Here is a 16,219-nt window from a genome sequence, read left to right as displayed (position 1 = left end):
GACCGTCACCATGAACTACAGCCGAGGAGTTCACCTCCTGGCAGGGCTGATCGGCGTGGACCCCCATCACGTCGCCCGCGCGGTGCGCACCGCAGCACGAGCCCACAGGACCATCCACGAAAGCGGCATTGACGAGCTGACCGGCGAACAGCTCCGGCGCCTTGTCGAACGCGATCGCTTCGCCGTCGCCATCGTCGCGAACCTCGCCATGCGCTTCGCGGGCCGCAGTGAGGACGCCCTGCTCCTGATGGACATCTACCGCGCGAGCGTAGGCACACCAGCTCACCCCATGCCGATCCGCAAGGGCGTCGGCGCACTGCCCGAGCACCACGACCACCCCTACGTCCAGCGGGCGATCCGCATCCTCCAGGCCGGTGGCTTGCCGCCCCTCCATACCGACGGCATGCACGCCCTGCGCTGGGGCTTCCAGGTGCAACCGGCAGTCGAGGGCCTACCCGGCTGGATCTTCATCAACCCCGACCCCGACTGCGACGAGCGCACCGGCTTCGCCGGAGGCCGACTCGGCTACCTCGCCGTCATGCGCTGGGCCGGGTGGGGCGTGATCACCGAACCCGTGTACGAGGGTCTGCTCGCCGCCGTCCACCCCGACCACCAGGACAACCCCTTCCCCGCCCCCTCGAACTCCTGAGCCCCGCCCGTGCCTGGGGCCGCATCACGCGGCCGGCACGGCCATCCAGAAAGGCACCAGCCCGTGAAGCTCCCCGTCGACGACGCCACCCTGGCGTCCTGGGCCAATCTGCTCAACCTCACTGACGAGCAGGCCACCGCGACCCTCGCCGAGATCGAGATGACCCTGCGCGTCGCCTACGAGCACCGCCCTGACGAGCTGCGCGACACCAGTTTCGACCAGCTCATGAGCGACATGGACGCCGACGAGGCGGCCCTGTTCTTCCTCATCAGCGGCCTACGCCAGTCCGGACACGCCGAAGCCGCGTACGCGGTCGAGGTCCGCAGCATCCTCGCCGCCCCCCAGGACCTCCAGCAGACCGGCTGACCTCGCACCCAAACCCATCCACACGCCGCCCCGGCCGCGCACCGCGCACCGGGGCGGCCCCATGCGCGCCCGCAGAAAGGAATCCGCGGCCATGTCCGACGACTTCTTGCCCCGCGCAGCGCCCCCGACCACCGCCGCGCGGCCAGCGCCCTCGTGGGCGAAGAAGCCCCCGCCCAAGCCCAAGGCCCGTCCCACGGGCAAGATCACCGCCCGCCGCTACGCCGCCCCCCGCGACCCTCACGAGCACGCCCGCAAGATCGCAGAGAACGTCCTCGACGCCTGGTACCAGTCCTTCGGCGGCAGCAGCATCGACGTCCCCCTCGGCACCGTCGCCGGAATCTCCCTGCTGCGCAACCTCCCCGGCCTGCCGGACTGGCTGCTCAACCTCCAGCCCGAAGAACTCCCGCAACTGCTCAAGGAGATCTACCTCGGCCACTGGATCAAGCGCCCCGACCTGATCAACCGCGCGATACGCCTCCACGACTGGGCCTGGAACCCCGACCCCGACAAGCAGCAGCTCCGCGCCGTCCACGCCGTCACCCGCGCCGCCATCAACACCGGCCTGATGGACCTCACCGGCCACGACGACCCCTGGCAACGCTCCGAGGCCGACGTCCTCAGCCCTCTGCTCACCGGCCTCCGCCACAAGAGCGACAAGAAGTGGCGCGGTGAATACCACACGCCAGCGTGCGTCACCGACCTGATGGCCAACATGACCCTGGACAAGGACATCGCCCAGCCCGGCATGACCATCCGCGAACCCGCAGTCGGCTCCGGCACCATGTTCCGCTCCGTCGCCCAACGCTTGCGTGACCTCGGCCTCAACACCCACGACTTCCACTGGTACGGCAACGACATCGACTCGCTGTCCGCTGGATGCGCCGCCGTCAACGCGATCATCTGGGACCTCGGCCCGCGCTGCCTCATCGGCTGCGCCGACTCCCTCGCACCGGACGACGACTACGCCAAGACCTGCGCCGAAGCGAAAGAAGCCTTCGAGCAGCGCGACCGGTACATGGAGACCGCCAGCACGATCGTCGCCTGGCGCCGCGCCTTGGACCTGGTCGACCAGCTCATGCCCAGCGAAGAGAACGCCGCGTGACCGAACCCGACCCCTTCGCCCGACCCGGCACCACCCCGACACCACGCCGTCGACACCCGTCCTTTGCCGGACCCCGCGACGAGGTCGACGTGCCGCCCCTCGACCACATCGCCCCCGACCTCGACCCGCCGTGGAGAAAGGAGGACTCCGACACTCCCGACCGCACCGCCACCTACCAGCACCCCGAAGGTCACCGCGTTGGCCTCCGCGTCCAGTCCCGCGGCCTCGCCATCCAGACCTGGATCACCGCGGGGCCCGACCTGCCGCCGATCCCTGACGGCACCGACACCGAGCGGGCCGAGGCGCAAGCCGCCAACGACGCCCGGCTCCAGCCCGGCCGCACCTGGCACACCGTCCTGGCCACCCGCACCAGCAAGGCCCTGGCCACCGACCTCGGCCTGCTCGTCTGCGAACGGCTGCTCCCCGCTCTCACGAACAAGCCACGAGGCATTCCCGCCCCGGCGCCGCCCGCCCGCATCGGGCAGCCCGACACCACCCCGCAGAAGGAAGGAACCCAGAAGTGAGCACGCCCGACAACACCGTGCAGGTCACCAACCTGCCCCACCTCGCCCAGGTCCTGCCGTACCTCATCGGCCACTACCCCGACGACAGCATCGCCCTCCACGCCCCCGGCCCGAACTTCCACGACGGGCCGACCATGACGTGCCCCCTCCCCGAGGACACCGCCGAATGGCGGGCCACGGCCGAGAACGCCGCCCGCCAGTTCGTGGCCTACGCCCACGACCGCGGGCACGACCCTGCCCAGGGCGTCATCATCTACCTCTGCCGCGAACCGCGTCCCGGCCAGAGCCCCGAGGAGACCGCCGCGCTCCTCGCCCCCGTCGGCACCTGGCTCACGAACGAGTTCGCGTGGCACCGCGTCACCGTTTTCCGAACGATCGGGCTCGTCGCGAACCGGTGGTGGGTCTACGAGTGCGACATCGACGGGTGCTGCGAGGGCGAGCCGCTCCCGTCGCCCGAGGACCCCACCAGCGTCATCGCGCAGATGACCCGCCTCGGCCGCACCCCCGGCCCTCGCACCCGCGACATCATCAAGGAGTTCCGGGCCACGGCGGACCCCGACTTCCTCAAGGACTTGCACGCTGCCGCCGACCACTTCAACACCCGGTGCGCGACCAACGCCGGACGCGAGGCCACGGTCGTGTTGACGCTGGACCAGATCGACGCCGCCATGGGCCAGTTCCGTGATGGGGCGACCGCCCTCAGCCGTGCCCTGACCACGTTGCTCATCGTCGGTCTGCAGGACGACGCCGCCGTGGAGGCCGGCGTGGCCCACGCGGAGGACGACGACCTTCCCCATGCCCGACGCCTGTGGGCCTACCTCGCCCGGCACTGCGCCGCCCCCTTTACACAGGAGGCCGTCCGCATCTTGACGCTCTTCGCCTTCGTCGCGTGGCGGCAAGGCGACCTCATCGCAGCCCGGCTCGCCCTGCGCGACGCCATCACCACCGACCCCGACTACGAGCTGGCCACCGCCATACACCTCGGCACCATCGATGGCGAAGACCCCCGAGAGTGGCTCGCCTCCGTCCGCGAGGGCCACGCCCACCGCGCGGCACTCCTCCAGCACGCCGCCGAGGTTGCCAGCGAGTACCGCCCCACCACCGACACCACCGTGGTGCGCTACCGCGAAGCCCTCGACACAGCCACCAGCCACCCCTACGACCACGTTCCCACCGCAGAGGAACGGCTCCTCGCCCGCCACGGCACCATCGACATCATCGACGGAGCCCTGACCGACTTCCGCAACGGCCGACCTCAGCTCATGGACGAGATCGCCGCCCGCATCATCCTCGGCCTGCAAGACCGGGAAACCCGGGACGCCGCATTGTCCACCGGCGAGGAGAGCAATCTCCTCTACGAACGGCAGCTCTGGGCCTACCTCGCCCGGCGCTGTGTACCGCCGCACACCGACAAGGCCCCGCCCCTCCTCACCCTCCTCGGCTGGGTCGCTTGGCGACAGGACGACACCATCACCGCCACCCACGCCTTCACAGACGCCCTCGACATCAACCCTGGCTACGAGCTCGCCAAGATCCTGCTCCACGGCATCCGCACCGAGTGTGACCCTGCCGCGCTCCTGGCGGCATTCCGAGACACCGCAGCGCGATTCGCTGCGAGCCGAGCGGATCTCGACACCCTCTGACCACCACGGTGGCCCCGGCAACCTCGCCGGGGCCACCGCCCAGGAGACCAACCTATGACCACCCCCTCCGAACCGCGCGGCGCTGTCGCCCGCCACACCGCCTACCTGCCCCACTTCTGGGACAAGACCAAGGACTCCCGTTGTTGGGAATCTTTGAATTTTCCCTGCCCTGCTCGTCATCACCACTTGGTTGCGGGCTCAACACGGATTGGGCCTTCGTGAAGTAGCAACATGGTGGCTAGCGATTGGATCATTCACCGTTGTCTGTCCAGCACTAACTGCACATCCCGGGAGCCGTTACGTCATGAGCACGCCCCAGGCCGTACCGTCGGCGCCGCCCTGGCCGTACTGCGAGCATGGCGCAGACCCAGCCACCGATCCCATCGGCTGCCGCGGCATCCATGTTCCCGGCCACAGAGCATGCCTGGCCCACCTGACCGACTCCGCCCGCGACACGTATCTGGTCGGCCTGGTCCCCGGTGCCGACATCGACCACCGCGGCACCCTCTTCACCGAAGACCTCCTGGACCGTTTCCTACATGCACTCCGCGATCCCACCACCGAAAAGCCCCACCTTGGTGACGCCCGGTTCGGCGGGGCGCAGTTCTCCGGAACCGCCGACTTCGGCGGGGCGCAGTTCACGGGTGACGCCTGGTTCGACGGGGCACAGTTCACCGGCCCGGCCCGTTTCGACAGGGTGCAGTTCAGCAGTATCGTCCGTTTCGACAGGGCGCAGTTCTCCGACCGTGCCTCGTTTAGTGAGTCGCTGTTTGGTGGCGGCACCTGGTTCGTTAGGACGCAGTTCTCTGGCGGCGCCTGGTTCGGCGGGGCGCAGTTCTCCGGCACCGCCCGGTTCGCCGAGGCGCAGTTTTCCGACGAAGCCGCGTTTGGCGAGGCGCAGTTCTCCCGCGACTCCGTGTTTCGCGGGGCGCAGTTCTCCGGCACCGTCCGATTCGACGATGCGCTGTTTTGCGGCCGCGCCGGGTTTGGTGAGGCTCGGTTCTCTGGCGATGCCCGGTTCGTCAGGGTGCAGTTCTCCGGCAGTGCCGGGTTCGATGCGGGTCTGTTTTCGGGCCATGCTGGGTTCGACGGGGCGCAGTTCAATGGCAGTGCCCGGTTCCCTAGGGTGCAGTTCACCGGCACCGCTCGGTTCTACGATGCCCAGTTCGCTGGCACCGTCTTGTTCGGCGGGGCAAAGTTCTCCGGCAATGCCGTGTTCGTAGAAGCGCAGTTCGCGATGGCTTCGCGTATGGGCCCGGTTGTCTGCGCCGGAGCGTTGGATCTGTCGGGGGCTGTGTTCGAGGTGCCGGTAACGCTGGAGATCGCGTCGCATGAGGTGCGCTGCGTGCGGACTCGCTGGGAGTCGACGGCAACGGTGCGGCTGCGCTACGCCACGGTAGACCTTAGCCATGCGGTGTTTGCGGCGCCGGTGGCGGTCACCAGCCACCCGGCCCCCTTCACCGCAGGGCCCGGCAGGCCCGTGGACGAGAGCGTCTTGTCAGGCCCCGCAGGGGCGCGGATGGCTTCGGTGCAGGGAGTGGACGCCGCGCATCTGGTCCTTACCGACACCAACCTGAGCGACTGCCTATTCTCCGGGGCTTTCCACCTCGACCAGGTCCGCCTTGAAGGCCGCACCGTTTTCGCCCCCGCGCCCACCGGCTGGCATCGCCGTGGGATACGTATCATCCGGTGGACACGCCGGCGCACCCTGGCCGAGGAACACCACTGGCGCGCGCAAACCACCGCCCAGCCATCCCCGCCCCCAGGCCACACCGGCACCCCCGACCACTGGCGTGCCGGCCCGCACCACCCCAACCCCGCACAAACCCCCGACCCTGACGACGTCGCGGCCCTGTACCGGCAGCTCCGCAAAGCATTCGAGGACGGCAAGAACGAGCCCGGCGCCGCAGACTTCTACTACGGCGAGTGCGAGATGCGCCGCCACGACCTAACCGGTACCCCGACGAGCGAACGACGCCTGCTGTGGGGCTACTGGCTGCTGTCCGGCTACGGCCTGCGCGCCTCCCGCGCCTTCGTCTGGCTGCTCGCCGCCATGTCACTGACCATCCTGTTCCTCATGGGCGTTGGCCTGCCCACCCACGATCCCGACCCCGCCACCACCGGAACCCTCCACGGCAGTGCCCTCAGCCTCCACACCACCACCCCCGACCCCGCCTTGCACGGCGACGTCAGTCGGCGCTTCACCTGGCCACGCACCGAGAAAGCCACCCGCGTCGCGGTCAATTCCGTCGTCTTCCGCTCCTCCGGACAGAACCTCACCACCGCGGGCACCTACATCGAGATGACCTCCCGGCTCATGGAGCCCACCCTTCTCGGCCTCGCAGTCCTCGCCGTCCGCGGGCGCATCAAACGTTGACTATCCATCACCACCGGGTGTTCCCGAAAGGAACACCCAACCGCCGCCCGATGCCCTGGGCTCCCCGATGCCTCGCCTGCCAGGCGGCACCGCTTCGCCGACACCGCTCATGTCATGGGCGGGAACAAGATCAGGTCTGGGGAGCGACGTGAGTGCGGGTGGGGATTTTCAAGAAGCGCCATCACCGTTCTATATGGGGTATCGACTGGGGGCATCCTGGCTTCGCCCATCGCACCCCGCCTGAGCCCACCACCGACCACCGGCCCACGGTCCTCGTCCGCTCTTGGGGCCGACCGGCCCCCGACGGCTCCGGCGAGACCTGGCCCTACCTCCACTGCGGGGCCTGCCTCGGCTGCACCTGGGAAGGCCCCAACCGGCGCCGTACGGACGAAGCCGTCGAGGACGCCCACGACCACAGCCACCCAGACTGGCGCGACCTCCCCGCAATGCCCGAACGCCGGGGTCGCCACTGGCTCACGCATGTCCAGCGCCTCTACCCGGACGGCTGGTTCGACCGAGGTGGCCCCATCCGCACCGTCCGCACCGGAATCGAGAAGCGGCATAAGCCCGGCGCAGCCCCGGGCGGTGGCTACGACCTTGGCGTCCAGCCGCCCAAGAAGACCGCACCCGTGACGGCGGTTTCTGAGGTACTGCCGTTCCCCGAACTCGACGGCACGGAGGCAGCATGAACGGGGAACCACGCGTACGCTGAGGGGACGGCGGCTGACCTGCAAGAATCCGCTCGGCTCCACCCCGGGCACAGGGGGTGGGAGCCCGCTTCGCCGGTAAGGCACTCCGCTGCTCGCAGCTTCGACTCAGCAACCGATACTCGTCGATGACCTGCGCCATCACACTCTGCGGTGCCTTTGTCGCTGACTGCATAGCTCGGGTGCGGGGCTCCCGGTGGCCCGCATGTGGCCCCAGTGGCCCGTAGGTGGCCGGAAGGGCGGGGAAAGATCAGGAAAGGATTGGCTTGACCGGCACGAAAAGAAGGCTTTCACCTGCGAAAACGTGAAGAGGAAGCCGAGATCGGGAAGAGCGCGGACGATCACCAAAGGACTCATAATCCGTCGGCCGTGGGTTCGAGTCCCACCCGCCCCACCAGGGCACTACGCGGGCAGACCGATCCTGACCTGCGAAGACGCAGATACGGGAGTCGCCGCGCTGACGCGGTGGCTCCCGTTCATCCGTTCAGACCAAGATCCAGGGACCATACAGGGGACACGGGGCCGGTTCAGGGGACAAGGGGGCCTTCACGCCGTCTTCCAGTGCCCCTTCGAGGACCGGCGGGCGGTCCTCGAAGGGCCGCTGCGGATGGCAAGCCCGTCGGCAGCGCCCAGTCATCGAGGCCCGGGGACTGGGCGCGGGCAACCGTGCAGCGCGTGAGCGAGAACTCGGCTCGTTGCTCCTCGGGGTAGTGGTCGTTGAAGTTCTCAACCCCGACCAGCTCCAGGTCGTTCGTGGTGGGCGGTCGCGTATCCACTTCACGGCCGCGTTGGCGGCGTCGTCCTGACCTCGGCTGTCGGAGCCGGGTTGGGTCTGCGCTCCAACGGCCCAGGTGTCACCTGACTGCCGTGCGCCGTGCGCCGTGCGCCGTGCGCCGTGCGCCGTGCGCCGTGCGCCGTGGGCGAAGAGGGCGGCGATGTCGCCCTGCCAGGCCCTTTCGGGGATCGAAGCCGGTCTCGTCCCCGCTGGGCCCGGCCCACGTCACCCTGCACCCGCTTGGTTCCCGCTTCATTCCGGAGCCGCGCCGGTGCCCCGCCGAGGGGGCCGGCGCTTTCGTGTGCGCGCGTCCGGGCCGCCTGCGTGCGGGGGCTCGACGGCCGGCGCGTTTGACATCGGGCCGTCCCCCTCTGCAGTATTCAGCTACTTAACTAGTGGACTAGCGGTGGAGTGGATGCGGTACTACATCGAGAGACGCCGTGGCGTCGCGGCGTACCAGCAGATCGTCGAGCAGACCAAACGGGCCGTCAGAGCGGGCGCGTTGAAGCCCGGTGACCGGTTGCCGACCGCCCGCGAAGTGGCCGAGACCTGCGCCGTGAACCCGAACACCACGCTCAAGGCATATCGGGAGCTGGACCGGGACGGCGTGGTGGAGCTGCGGCAGGGAGTGGGCACGTTCATCGCGGCCGCGGCCGCGGACCGGAGCCACGCGCCCGCCGCCGAGTCACCGCTCTACGCCGAACTGGCGGAGTGGACCGGGCGGGCGCTGGCCGCGGGTCTGATGGAGGAGGACGTGCGGGATCTGGTCGAACTGGCGCTTCAGGAGCGTCAGCAGACGGTGGCGGGCACCGCCCGCAGCAGTACGGACGAGCGGAACGGGGGACGGGGATGAGCGGGTCGACAGGAGGGGCGGCCGCGCGGACCGCCCTGGAAGTGCGCGGGCTCGGACGGCAGTACGGGCGCCGCTGGGTGCTGCGCGACGCGACGTTCCGGCTGCCCGCCGGACGGGTCTGCGGACTCGTGGGTCCGAACGGAGCGGGCAAGACGACGATGCTGGAGATCGTCGCGGGACTGCGCGAGGCGTCGGCGGGCGAGGCCAGAGTCTTCGGCGAACCGGCCGGCGGAGCGCAGGCGCGGCAGCGCGTCGCGTTCCTGCCGCAGGAGAAGCCGCTGTTCGCGCGCTTCACGGTCGCCGAGACGCTGCGGCTGGGCCGTGAGCTGAACCCGCGCTGGGACCAGGAGCTGGCCGAGGGCTTCGTACGGGCCGGTTCCGTTCCGCTCGACGCCAAGGTGGGACGGCTGTCCGGTGGCCAGCGCACCCGGGTCGCCCTCGCGGTGGCCCTGGGCAAGCGCCCCGACCTCGTCCTGCTGGACGAGCCGCTGGCGGACCTGGACCCGCTGGTGCGCAGGCAGACTGTGGCCGCACTGCTGGGCGAGGTGGCCGAGCGCGGGATCACCGTCCTGCTCTCCAGCCATCTGGTGGCCGAACTCGACACGATGTGCGACTACCTGCTGCTGGTGGCCGAGGGCGGGTTGCAACTGGCCGGTGACGTGGACGAGATCATCAGCGTCCACCGGTCCCTGTCCGCGCCCACCGACCGGGTACCGACCGGCCCCGACGGGCTGCCCGCGGGCCTGGAGCACCACACGGTCGTGGAGATCCACGGCGACCAGCGGTACACCACCGCGCTGGTCCGCCCCGGCGGACCGGTCGGCGGCGTCTGGGAGGACAGCGCGCCGACCCTGGAGGAAGTGGTCCTCGCCTATCTGCAGCAGAACGGCTCCGCGCCGCTCATCAGCCCCAACTCCTACGTTCCCGGAGTCGGTTCGGAGGTAGCGAAGTGAGTACGACGATACAGACGCACCGGGCGGACGGCGGCTCCCCCGGACTGCCGGGGCGGCGGACCCGGGCGCGCGGATTCGGTCCGAGCGGGATGGCCTGGCTGGTGTGGCGCCAGCACCGGACGGCGTTCCTCCTGCTGCTCGCGGCGGCGGCCGTCGCGACGGCGGGCCTGGCGTGGCTGGCCCAGGACGCGAGCAGCGCCGTGGCGGCCGCCGAGAAAGCGAACCCGTCCCCCGGCGCGACCGCGGCCCTCGACGCCGCTTACCAACGGCTCGAGTTGTTGGGTCTGGCGCTGGCGGGCCTGCCGGTAATCATCGGGATGTTCATCGGCGCCCCGCTGTTCGCGGGAGACCTGGAGACCGGCACCGCCAAGTTCGTGGGCGTCCAGTCGTACGGCCGCTGGAGCTGGGTGGCGACGAAGCTCGGCATGGCCGCCGTGTTCGCGGGCGCGGCGGCGCTCTCCACCGGAATCGCCATGAAGGCCCTGTGGACGCCGCTGGTGAACCACATGGCTGTCAACGCCGACTTCACCAGCGCCGGCGGGTTCGACACCACGGGACCGGTCGCGGTGGCCCTGGCCGTGCTCGGCCTGCTGATTGGTGCTGCCGCCGGGCTGCTGACGCGGCGCACGCTGCCCGCGATGGTGGTGACCTTGGTCGCCCTGCTGGCGGTGAAGACCGTCTGGTCGCAGATGCGGATGATGTTCGCGACCACGGTGACGAAGACCACGGGCGGCGGCCGGTTCGGCGAGGGCGAGTCTCCGAAGGTCCCCGACAACGCCTTGGAGGTGGACACCTCCTATGTGACCGGCGACGGCTCACTGCGCGGCTGGGGCACCTGCACGAACGCGGAAGACAGGCCGGCCTGCCTGCGGCGCGACGGGGTGGTCGGCTGGTCGAAGGAGTATCTGCCGTTCTCCCACATGGACGCCATGCAGTGGGCGGCGACGGGCGCGCTGGCCGGGCTGATCCTGCTGACGGCCGGTGTGCTGGTGTACGCGGCGCGGCGCGCTCTGCGCTGACCGCGCGCCGAGGGCAGAGCACGAGGCCGTGGAGTCGACAGCGGCCGTGTCGGCGAAGGCCGTGGACGGCCGGCTGGTCGACGAGCCGGTGAACCGGGCCCAGGCCAAGTACCAGCGGCAGTCGGCCGGGCAGTCCCCGGACGGCAGGCACGGCTGATTGAACTGGATGCTCCGGCGGCTCGCGGACGGGCAGCTCGTCGGTACCGTTCAAGCCACCCTCTACCACCCGAGCGCGGGAGGAATCGAGGCCGAACTCGCCTGGGTGGTCTGCAGCGCGGTGACCACATCCAACGCCGTGGTCACCCGCGCCTCTCGGCGCTGAACGCACCGACCTGCTGATCCACCGAACCGGGGTGTCTGTCTGCCGGCGTCGCCCGCGCGCTCAGGCGCTCCAGCCGCCGCCGACCGCCCGGCTCGACAGGTACGAGTCGCGCAGCGCCTTGCGCAAGCCGGGGACGATCTCGTCGAACCGCGCGGCGAGCGCCTTGAGCGCTTGCTTGTGGGTGCGCAGGGCGATCAGCTCGGTGATCTCCGTATGCGGGAGCCAGATCTGACCGACCTTTTCGCCGCGCTCCGGGAACGCCTGAGGGGCGACGAACCGTCAGCTCCTACGACACCACGGGTTCAGTCTCAGTAGCCGTCGTACGGGGTTCGTAAATAATGACTTGCGCCCCGTCAATTTGTATGGTGAGGTCCTTGGTGAAATATTTTGCCAGAACCCTCTCCTTCATTAGCTCTGTCCCGTTGCTTTCGATATGAATGCCTTCGGGTTCCGTTACTGCGAGAATTCGTGCGCTGCTGCGCATGTGCGCGCGAATCTGAGGGGAAGGCAATTCGGTGCCGTAAAGGTCGTGCGAGGCTGCCGGAGTGAGCGCCTGGGCAAGGTCGAACATCCCTCTATTTTCCGATGGGTAGGCCAGCGACCATGCGCGCCTCTTCACGGACAAGTAGAGAATTCCGTCGCCAGGAGCGTATTCCCTGGACAGGATTCTTGCCAGCGCGGTGACATTATCCGATCGGCTTTCCGGTGCCCGCAGCTTAAGGGACTCGGGTATGAGCAGTGCGATTGCCGACGCGACAACAATCACTGCGGTCACTCGCAGGTTGCGCCCTAGTTCAGGCACACGATCCAGCACGGCCCCCAGAAGGAGCGCCAGGCCGACGAGACCGTAGAGCACGTACCTCTCTACATAGAAAGGCTTGTACAGAGAAATTAGCATGAGAAGTGTAGTGGGCAATATGAACAGAGGCAGGGCGATCGCCCGTAGACTGAAAGGCGCTTCAGCGGAAACTTTGCCAGCGTTCCCTGACGAAGCGAAGTAAGACAGCGCTATCGCGAAAGAAGCCAGTATCGCGAAGTGCTGGTATTCGCTACCGGTGACACCGTCGATCCATGCGACTTGCCCAGATTGCGCCATTCCCAGAGCCGCAAGGGGTGCGACTCCTGCCGCAACCAATAGTGCGGTGTATGCCCACGGGCGCCGCGCATGGTCTGGCAGGGCGAAGGCATGTACTACCAGGGCAAGGGCGGCGAACTGATGCAGAATGCACGCTGCCAGCATGAGAGCGCCATATACGATCCACGGCGCCATCGGACTTCTACGCCTAATAATTACCGGGGCTCGGCAGCTAAGCGCCGCACTCACAAGAAAATATGTGGCCCAGACCACAAGTGCGCAGACCAGTGAGTACGAGCGCCCCTCCTGTGAATACTTTTGAACATCTGGGAGTGCGGCGAAGGAAAGACCTGCCAGTATTCCAGCTCGCGTCCCTGACAATCGGACCCCGAGCGCCGTGACTCCTGCCGCTGCCAGCGCACTGGCGAGAACAGAGGGAAGACGCAGCACCAGGAGGTCGGTCCCAAATAGGCCAAACAGCCCATGCATGAGAAGGTAATACGCTCCATGCACGGCGTCAATGTTACCCAGCGTCTGCCACAGGTCCGGCAGGCTACGGGAAGCCAATTCGAGAGTCACAGCCTCGTCATGCCACAGGGCTTCATCTCTGCGAATTCCCCATACGCCGAGAAGGGCGGACAGTGAAACGGGCAAGAGTAGGGGAGTGAGGAATCTTCGGCGTGAGAGAAAGGAAACTTCCTGAGGAGCATTTTCCGTATCGTTGATGATGTCGGACTCAACACAGGACATCGGCGACAGGGCCTTTCAGCAGCGGCGAAGAGACTCCGTCAGCGTGCCCGGACCTCGTTGACCGGAGGCTGACCCAACCTGATCGGCCGATCAGGAAGGCGGGCCGACGCTGTGCAAGGCTGCACCACATGCGCATTCTGGTGGTCGAAGACGAGGTGGACCTTGCCCACACCCTGCACACCGGTCTGACCGCCGAGGGCTACAGCGTCGACCTGGCCCATGACGGCCGGCAGGGACTGTGGATGGCCCGGACCGGCGAATACGCCCTTGTCGTACTGGACTTGATGCTGCCCGGACTCAACGGCTACAAGGTCTGCGCCCAGTTGCGCCGGGAGGGCAACGCGACCCCCATCCTGGTACTCACCGCCAAGGACGGGGACTGGGATCAGGCAGAGGCCCTGGACACGGGGGCCGATGACTACCTGGCCAAACCCTTCTCCTACACGGTGCTCGTCGCACGGCTGCGGGCCCTGGTCAGACGAGCCGCCACGGTCGCCCCGCCCGTCCTTGCCGTGGGCGACCTCTCGTTGGATGTCGCCGGCCGAGTCTGCCGTCGGGCCGGGGCCCGAGTGGAACTCACACCCCGGGAGTTCGCCGTGCTGGAGCTGCTGGCCCGCCGGGCGGGCCAGGCGGTCTCCAAAACGGATCTGCTCTATCACGCGTGGCCCGACGAAGCCCAGGATCCCAACCTGGTGGAAGCGCGCGTCAGCGCCCTCCGCAAGAAGGTGGACGCCGCGTTCCACCGGAAGTCCCTGCAGACCGTACGGGGTACCGGCTACCGGCTGGTGGACGACCGTGAACGCGACTGAGCCGCGACGCCGCTGGTGGCCGCGTTCGGTACGAGCCGTCGCGGCCCTGGCCGCCGCCTCGACCGCCGCCGTCATCCTGGCCGGCATCGGCTGGTGGGTCCACCGTGACGTCTACCGCCAGAACACGCAGATCGCCCAAGAACAAGCCCTGGAACAGCTCTGGGCTCTCGTCGACCAGCTGAAGGAAGGCGTGGTTCCCGTTCACAGAAGCCCCGTGCCGTACGAGGTCGTCGCCACCGGCCGGCGCACCGCTGTCGCCTACGGCGGAGGCATGGACGACTTCGACCCCGGCACCCACCACGTGATGCCCACTCCGACCGGGCAAGGGGCGCCCAATTTCGTGCGCCTGCCTGTGAACCGCGACTACAACCCCGGAATCAGAGGCGATATGGCCGGCGGGACCCATCGGGTCATGTCAGCCGATATCAGAGCCGATGAACTCAGCAGCGACAAAGTCACCGCTCTGGGCGTCGCCGCCGACGCCAAGCTGCGGGTCTATGTGGTGGTGCTCCCGTACACAGCCGAGGAAAACACCAAGATCACTGACCGCCTGCTGCTGCGGGCCGGGCTCGTCAGCCTCGTACTGATCGCCGCCGCCGCCTACTTCGCCGTCCGAATCGCGCTGCGGCCGGTCGAAGCCATCCGCGTCCTCACCGCCTCGGTCACCGCGAGCGACCCCCGCGAACGCGTCACCGTCCCCGCCACGGGACACGAGATCACCGCCCTGGCCACCACCATCAACAGCACCCTCCAACGCCTCGACAACGCCGCCGCCCAGCAACGCCGCTTCGTCGCGGACGCCGCCCACGAACTACGCAGCCCCCTCACCACACTGCTGGCCAGCCTGGAAGTCGCGCTCGCCTACCCGGAACGCACCGACTGGCCCGCCGCGGCCACCACCGCCGCACGACAGACTCGCCGCCTCCAGGCCCTCGCCGAAGACCTGCTGCTCCTCGCCCGCCTCGACACCCGCACCCCCATAGCCGACCCCGAAACCGTCGACCTGACAGCCCTCGCCTCCCGGCTGACCGAGCAATACCCCCTCACCGAACGGCCGTTGACCCTCACCTGCGACAGCGCCGCCCCCGCGCACGCACACGGAAGCCCCGACGAGTACGAACGGCTGCTGCGCAACCTCATCGACAACGCCGCCCGCCACGCCGCACACCGCGTCCAGATCACCATCCGAAACCAGGACGCCTGGGTCGTCCTCACGGTGCACGACGACGGACCGGGCGTGCCCACCGAGGACGCCGAGCGCATCTTCGAACGCTTCGTCCGGCTCGACGACGCCCGCTCCCGCGACCACGGCGGCACCGGCCTGGGCCTCGCCATCGCCCGCGACCTGGCCCACCGCCACCAAGGCACCCTCACCCTCACCCCCCGGACCCTCGGAGCATGCTTCCAGCTACGCCTCCCTCAAGCCCCCACCCCAGCCGAGAAATGACGTACCTCTCCACGTGAGACGCGTGGCACGACGCGCGCCCGGGAGCATATGCATGCCCCCGAGCGTCGGCGTGAGGGAACACCACTGCTCCACGCGCAGACCCCGGTCGCATCTCAGGCATGCGAAACGTGGAAACCTCAACGGAAGCCGCAGTCACCTCAAGCTCGGGAAAAGCGTCGACCAGCCGCAGAACGGCGCTGCCGCTGATGCCAGAACCGCTACTCGTGAATGAGGCCAGTTCCCTACCAGCCGTTCACACGGCGCTCATTCTGGGTGAGCATCATGTCCAGGACGTGCTCGGCGAGTTCGGCGGAGGCGAGGTGCGGTCGCCAGGGCGACGGCGAGGTCGGCCAGGCCACCGTCACTGACCGGCGAGCGATCAGTGCGCACGGCCAGGACGGGTTCCGTGACGGCTGTCGGGTTCCCCTGCCCTGGACCGTTAGCGGGCCGTCGTACGGATTCGGTTCGGGAGGCGCCTGGCTGCCCCAACCCGCGGACTGGGGCCGGTTGAGTGTTGAGGCGCAATCGGGCAAGCCCGACTCCACGCTTGAGGTGTATCGAATGGCTCTGGCAGTCCGGCGCCAGCACCCCGCGCTCGGGGCGGGTACATCTGTTGTGTGGCTTGACGCGCCGGCCGGCGTGCTTGCCTTCCGCCGGACTGCCGAGGACGGCCGACGCTTCGTGTGCACCTCGAACACGACACAGGAGCCGGTGCGTATATCCGTGTACGGCCAGCTGCTGTTGGCGAGTGCCACGGCCGGGATCCAGGTGACGGAGAGCCATGTGGTGCTGCCGGGGGACAGCACCGTCTGGTGGACCGACTGATCGGGGTTCTTGGATGAGGCGGG

15 protein-coding genes and 1 pseudogene are annotated in these 16,219 nt (G+C 68.6%); 15 read left to right on the top strand and 1 reads right to left on the bottom strand.

All coding sequences use genetic code 11. The features are described 5' to 3' along the window. Positions 1-10 precede the first annotated feature (10 nt). From CGL27_RS16610 to CGL27_RS16560, 12 genes are all read left to right on the top strand, one after another. The gene (locus tag CGL27_RS16610) at positions 11-649 is read left to right on the top strand and encodes a hypothetical protein (RefSeq protein ID WP_119987901.1); all 639 of its coding nucleotides are present in this window, start codon (positions 11-13) and stop codon (positions 647-649) included. 63 nt (positions 650-712) lie between these two features. Beyond that, positions 713-1,015 carry a hypothetical protein gene (locus CGL27_RS16605; RefSeq protein WP_119987898.1) on the top strand — a complete coding sequence of 101 codons (303 nt, stop codon included), beginning with the start codon at positions 713-715 and terminating at the stop codon, positions 1,013-1,015. A 91-nt stretch (positions 1,016-1,106) separates the two neighbouring features. Then, positions 1,107-2,117 carry an N-6 DNA methylase gene (locus CGL27_RS16600; protein ID WP_119987895.1) on the top strand — a complete coding sequence of 337 codons (1,011 nt, stop codon included), beginning with the start codon at positions 1,107-1,109 and terminating at the stop codon, positions 2,115-2,117. Next, positions 2,114-2,641 (top strand): hypothetical protein, encoded by a 528-nt coding sequence (locus tag CGL27_RS16595; RefSeq protein ID WP_119987893.1) that lies wholly within the window; start codon positions 2,114-2,116, stop codon positions 2,639-2,641. Before CGL27_RS16600 ends, CGL27_RS16595 begins: the two co-directional genes overlap by 4 nt. Next, positions 2,638-4,284, top strand: a complete 1,647-nt coding sequence (locus CGL27_RS16590) for a DUF4192 family protein (RefSeq protein WP_119987890.1) — start codon at positions 2,638-2,640, stop codon at positions 4,282-4,284. The genes CGL27_RS16595 and CGL27_RS16590 overlap by 4 nt, the downstream gene beginning before the upstream one ends. A 304-nt stretch (positions 4,285-4,588) precedes the next feature. Continuing rightward, positions 4,589-6,661 (top strand): pentapeptide repeat-containing protein, encoded by a 2,073-nt coding sequence (locus CGL27_RS16585; RefSeq protein ID WP_119987887.1) that lies wholly within the window; start codon positions 4,589-4,591, stop codon positions 6,659-6,661. 152 nt (positions 6,662-6,813) lie between these two features. Further along, on the top strand, positions 6,814-7,350 hold the full coding sequence (locus CGL27_RS16580; RefSeq protein ID WP_119987884.1) for a DUF6349 family protein: 537 nt from the start codon (positions 6,814-6,816) through the stop codon (positions 7,348-7,350). 1,208 nt (positions 7,351-8,558) lie between these two features. After that, positions 8,559-8,996 (top strand): GntR family transcriptional regulator, encoded by a 438-nt coding sequence (locus CGL27_RS16575; RefSeq protein ID WP_346345732.1) that lies wholly within the window; start codon positions 8,559-8,561, stop codon positions 8,994-8,996. After that, on the top strand, positions 8,993-9,949 hold the full coding sequence (locus CGL27_RS16570; protein ID WP_119987878.1) for an ABC transporter ATP-binding protein: 957 nt from the start codon (positions 8,993-8,995) through the stop codon (positions 9,947-9,949). The genes CGL27_RS16575 and CGL27_RS16570 overlap by 4 nt, the downstream gene beginning before the upstream one ends. Beyond that, entirely contained in the window at positions 9,946-10,968 is a 1,023-nt protein-coding gene (locus CGL27_RS16565; RefSeq protein WP_240450517.1) for an ABC transporter permease, read from the top strand. Before CGL27_RS16570 ends, CGL27_RS16565 begins: the two co-directional genes overlap by 4 nt. A 28-nt stretch (positions 10,969-10,996) precedes the next feature. Then, positions 10,997-11,125 carry a hypothetical protein gene (locus CGL27_RS53145; protein ID WP_276147862.1) on the top strand — a complete coding sequence of 43 codons (129 nt, stop codon included), beginning with the start codon at positions 10,997-10,999 and terminating at the stop codon, positions 11,123-11,125. Continuing rightward, on the top strand, positions 11,126-11,290 hold the full coding sequence (locus tag CGL27_RS16560) for a hypothetical protein (protein ID WP_205587708.1): 165 nt from the start codon (positions 11,126-11,128) through the stop codon (positions 11,288-11,290). A 286-nt stretch (positions 11,291-11,576) separates the two neighbouring features. Here CGL27_RS16560 and CGL27_RS16550 read toward each other — a convergent pair whose 3' ends face one another. Beyond that, on the bottom strand, positions 11,577-12,854 hold the full coding sequence (locus tag CGL27_RS16550) for a glycosyltransferase family 39 protein (protein WP_240450983.1): 1,278 nt from the start codon (positions 12,852-12,854) through the stop codon (positions 11,577-11,579). 389 nt (positions 12,855-13,243) lie between these two features. Between CGL27_RS16550 and CGL27_RS16545 the strand changes: the two genes are divergently transcribed. The 3 genes and pseudogenes from CGL27_RS16545 to CGL27_RS16535 form a co-directional block, all read left to right on the top strand. Further along, complete coding sequence (locus tag CGL27_RS16545) at positions 13,244-13,924, top strand: response regulator transcription factor (protein ID WP_119987872.1); 681 nt, start codon at positions 13,244-13,246, stop codon at positions 13,922-13,924. Next, the gene (locus tag CGL27_RS16540; protein ID WP_119987869.1) at positions 13,911-15,371 is read left to right on the top strand and encodes a HAMP domain-containing sensor histidine kinase; all 1,461 of its coding nucleotides are present in this window, start codon (positions 13,911-13,913) and stop codon (positions 15,369-15,371) included. Before CGL27_RS16545 ends, CGL27_RS16540 begins: the two co-directional genes overlap by 14 nt. Before the next feature lie 384 nt (positions 15,372-15,755). Next, a pseudogene (locus tag CGL27_RS16535) lies at positions 15,756-16,196 on the top strand (DUF3459 domain-containing protein); the annotation flags it as partial. Positions 16,197-16,219: the final 23 nt, after the last annotated feature.

The organism is Streptomyces sp. 11-1-2, from assembly GCF_003595545.1.
Taxonomy (GTDB): domain Bacteria; phylum Actinomycetota; class Actinomycetes; order Streptomycetales; family Streptomycetaceae; genus Streptomyces; species Streptomyces hygroscopicus_B.
Note: the sequence above shows the minus strand (reverse complement) of the source record. Positions and strands in the feature narration are given on the sequence as shown.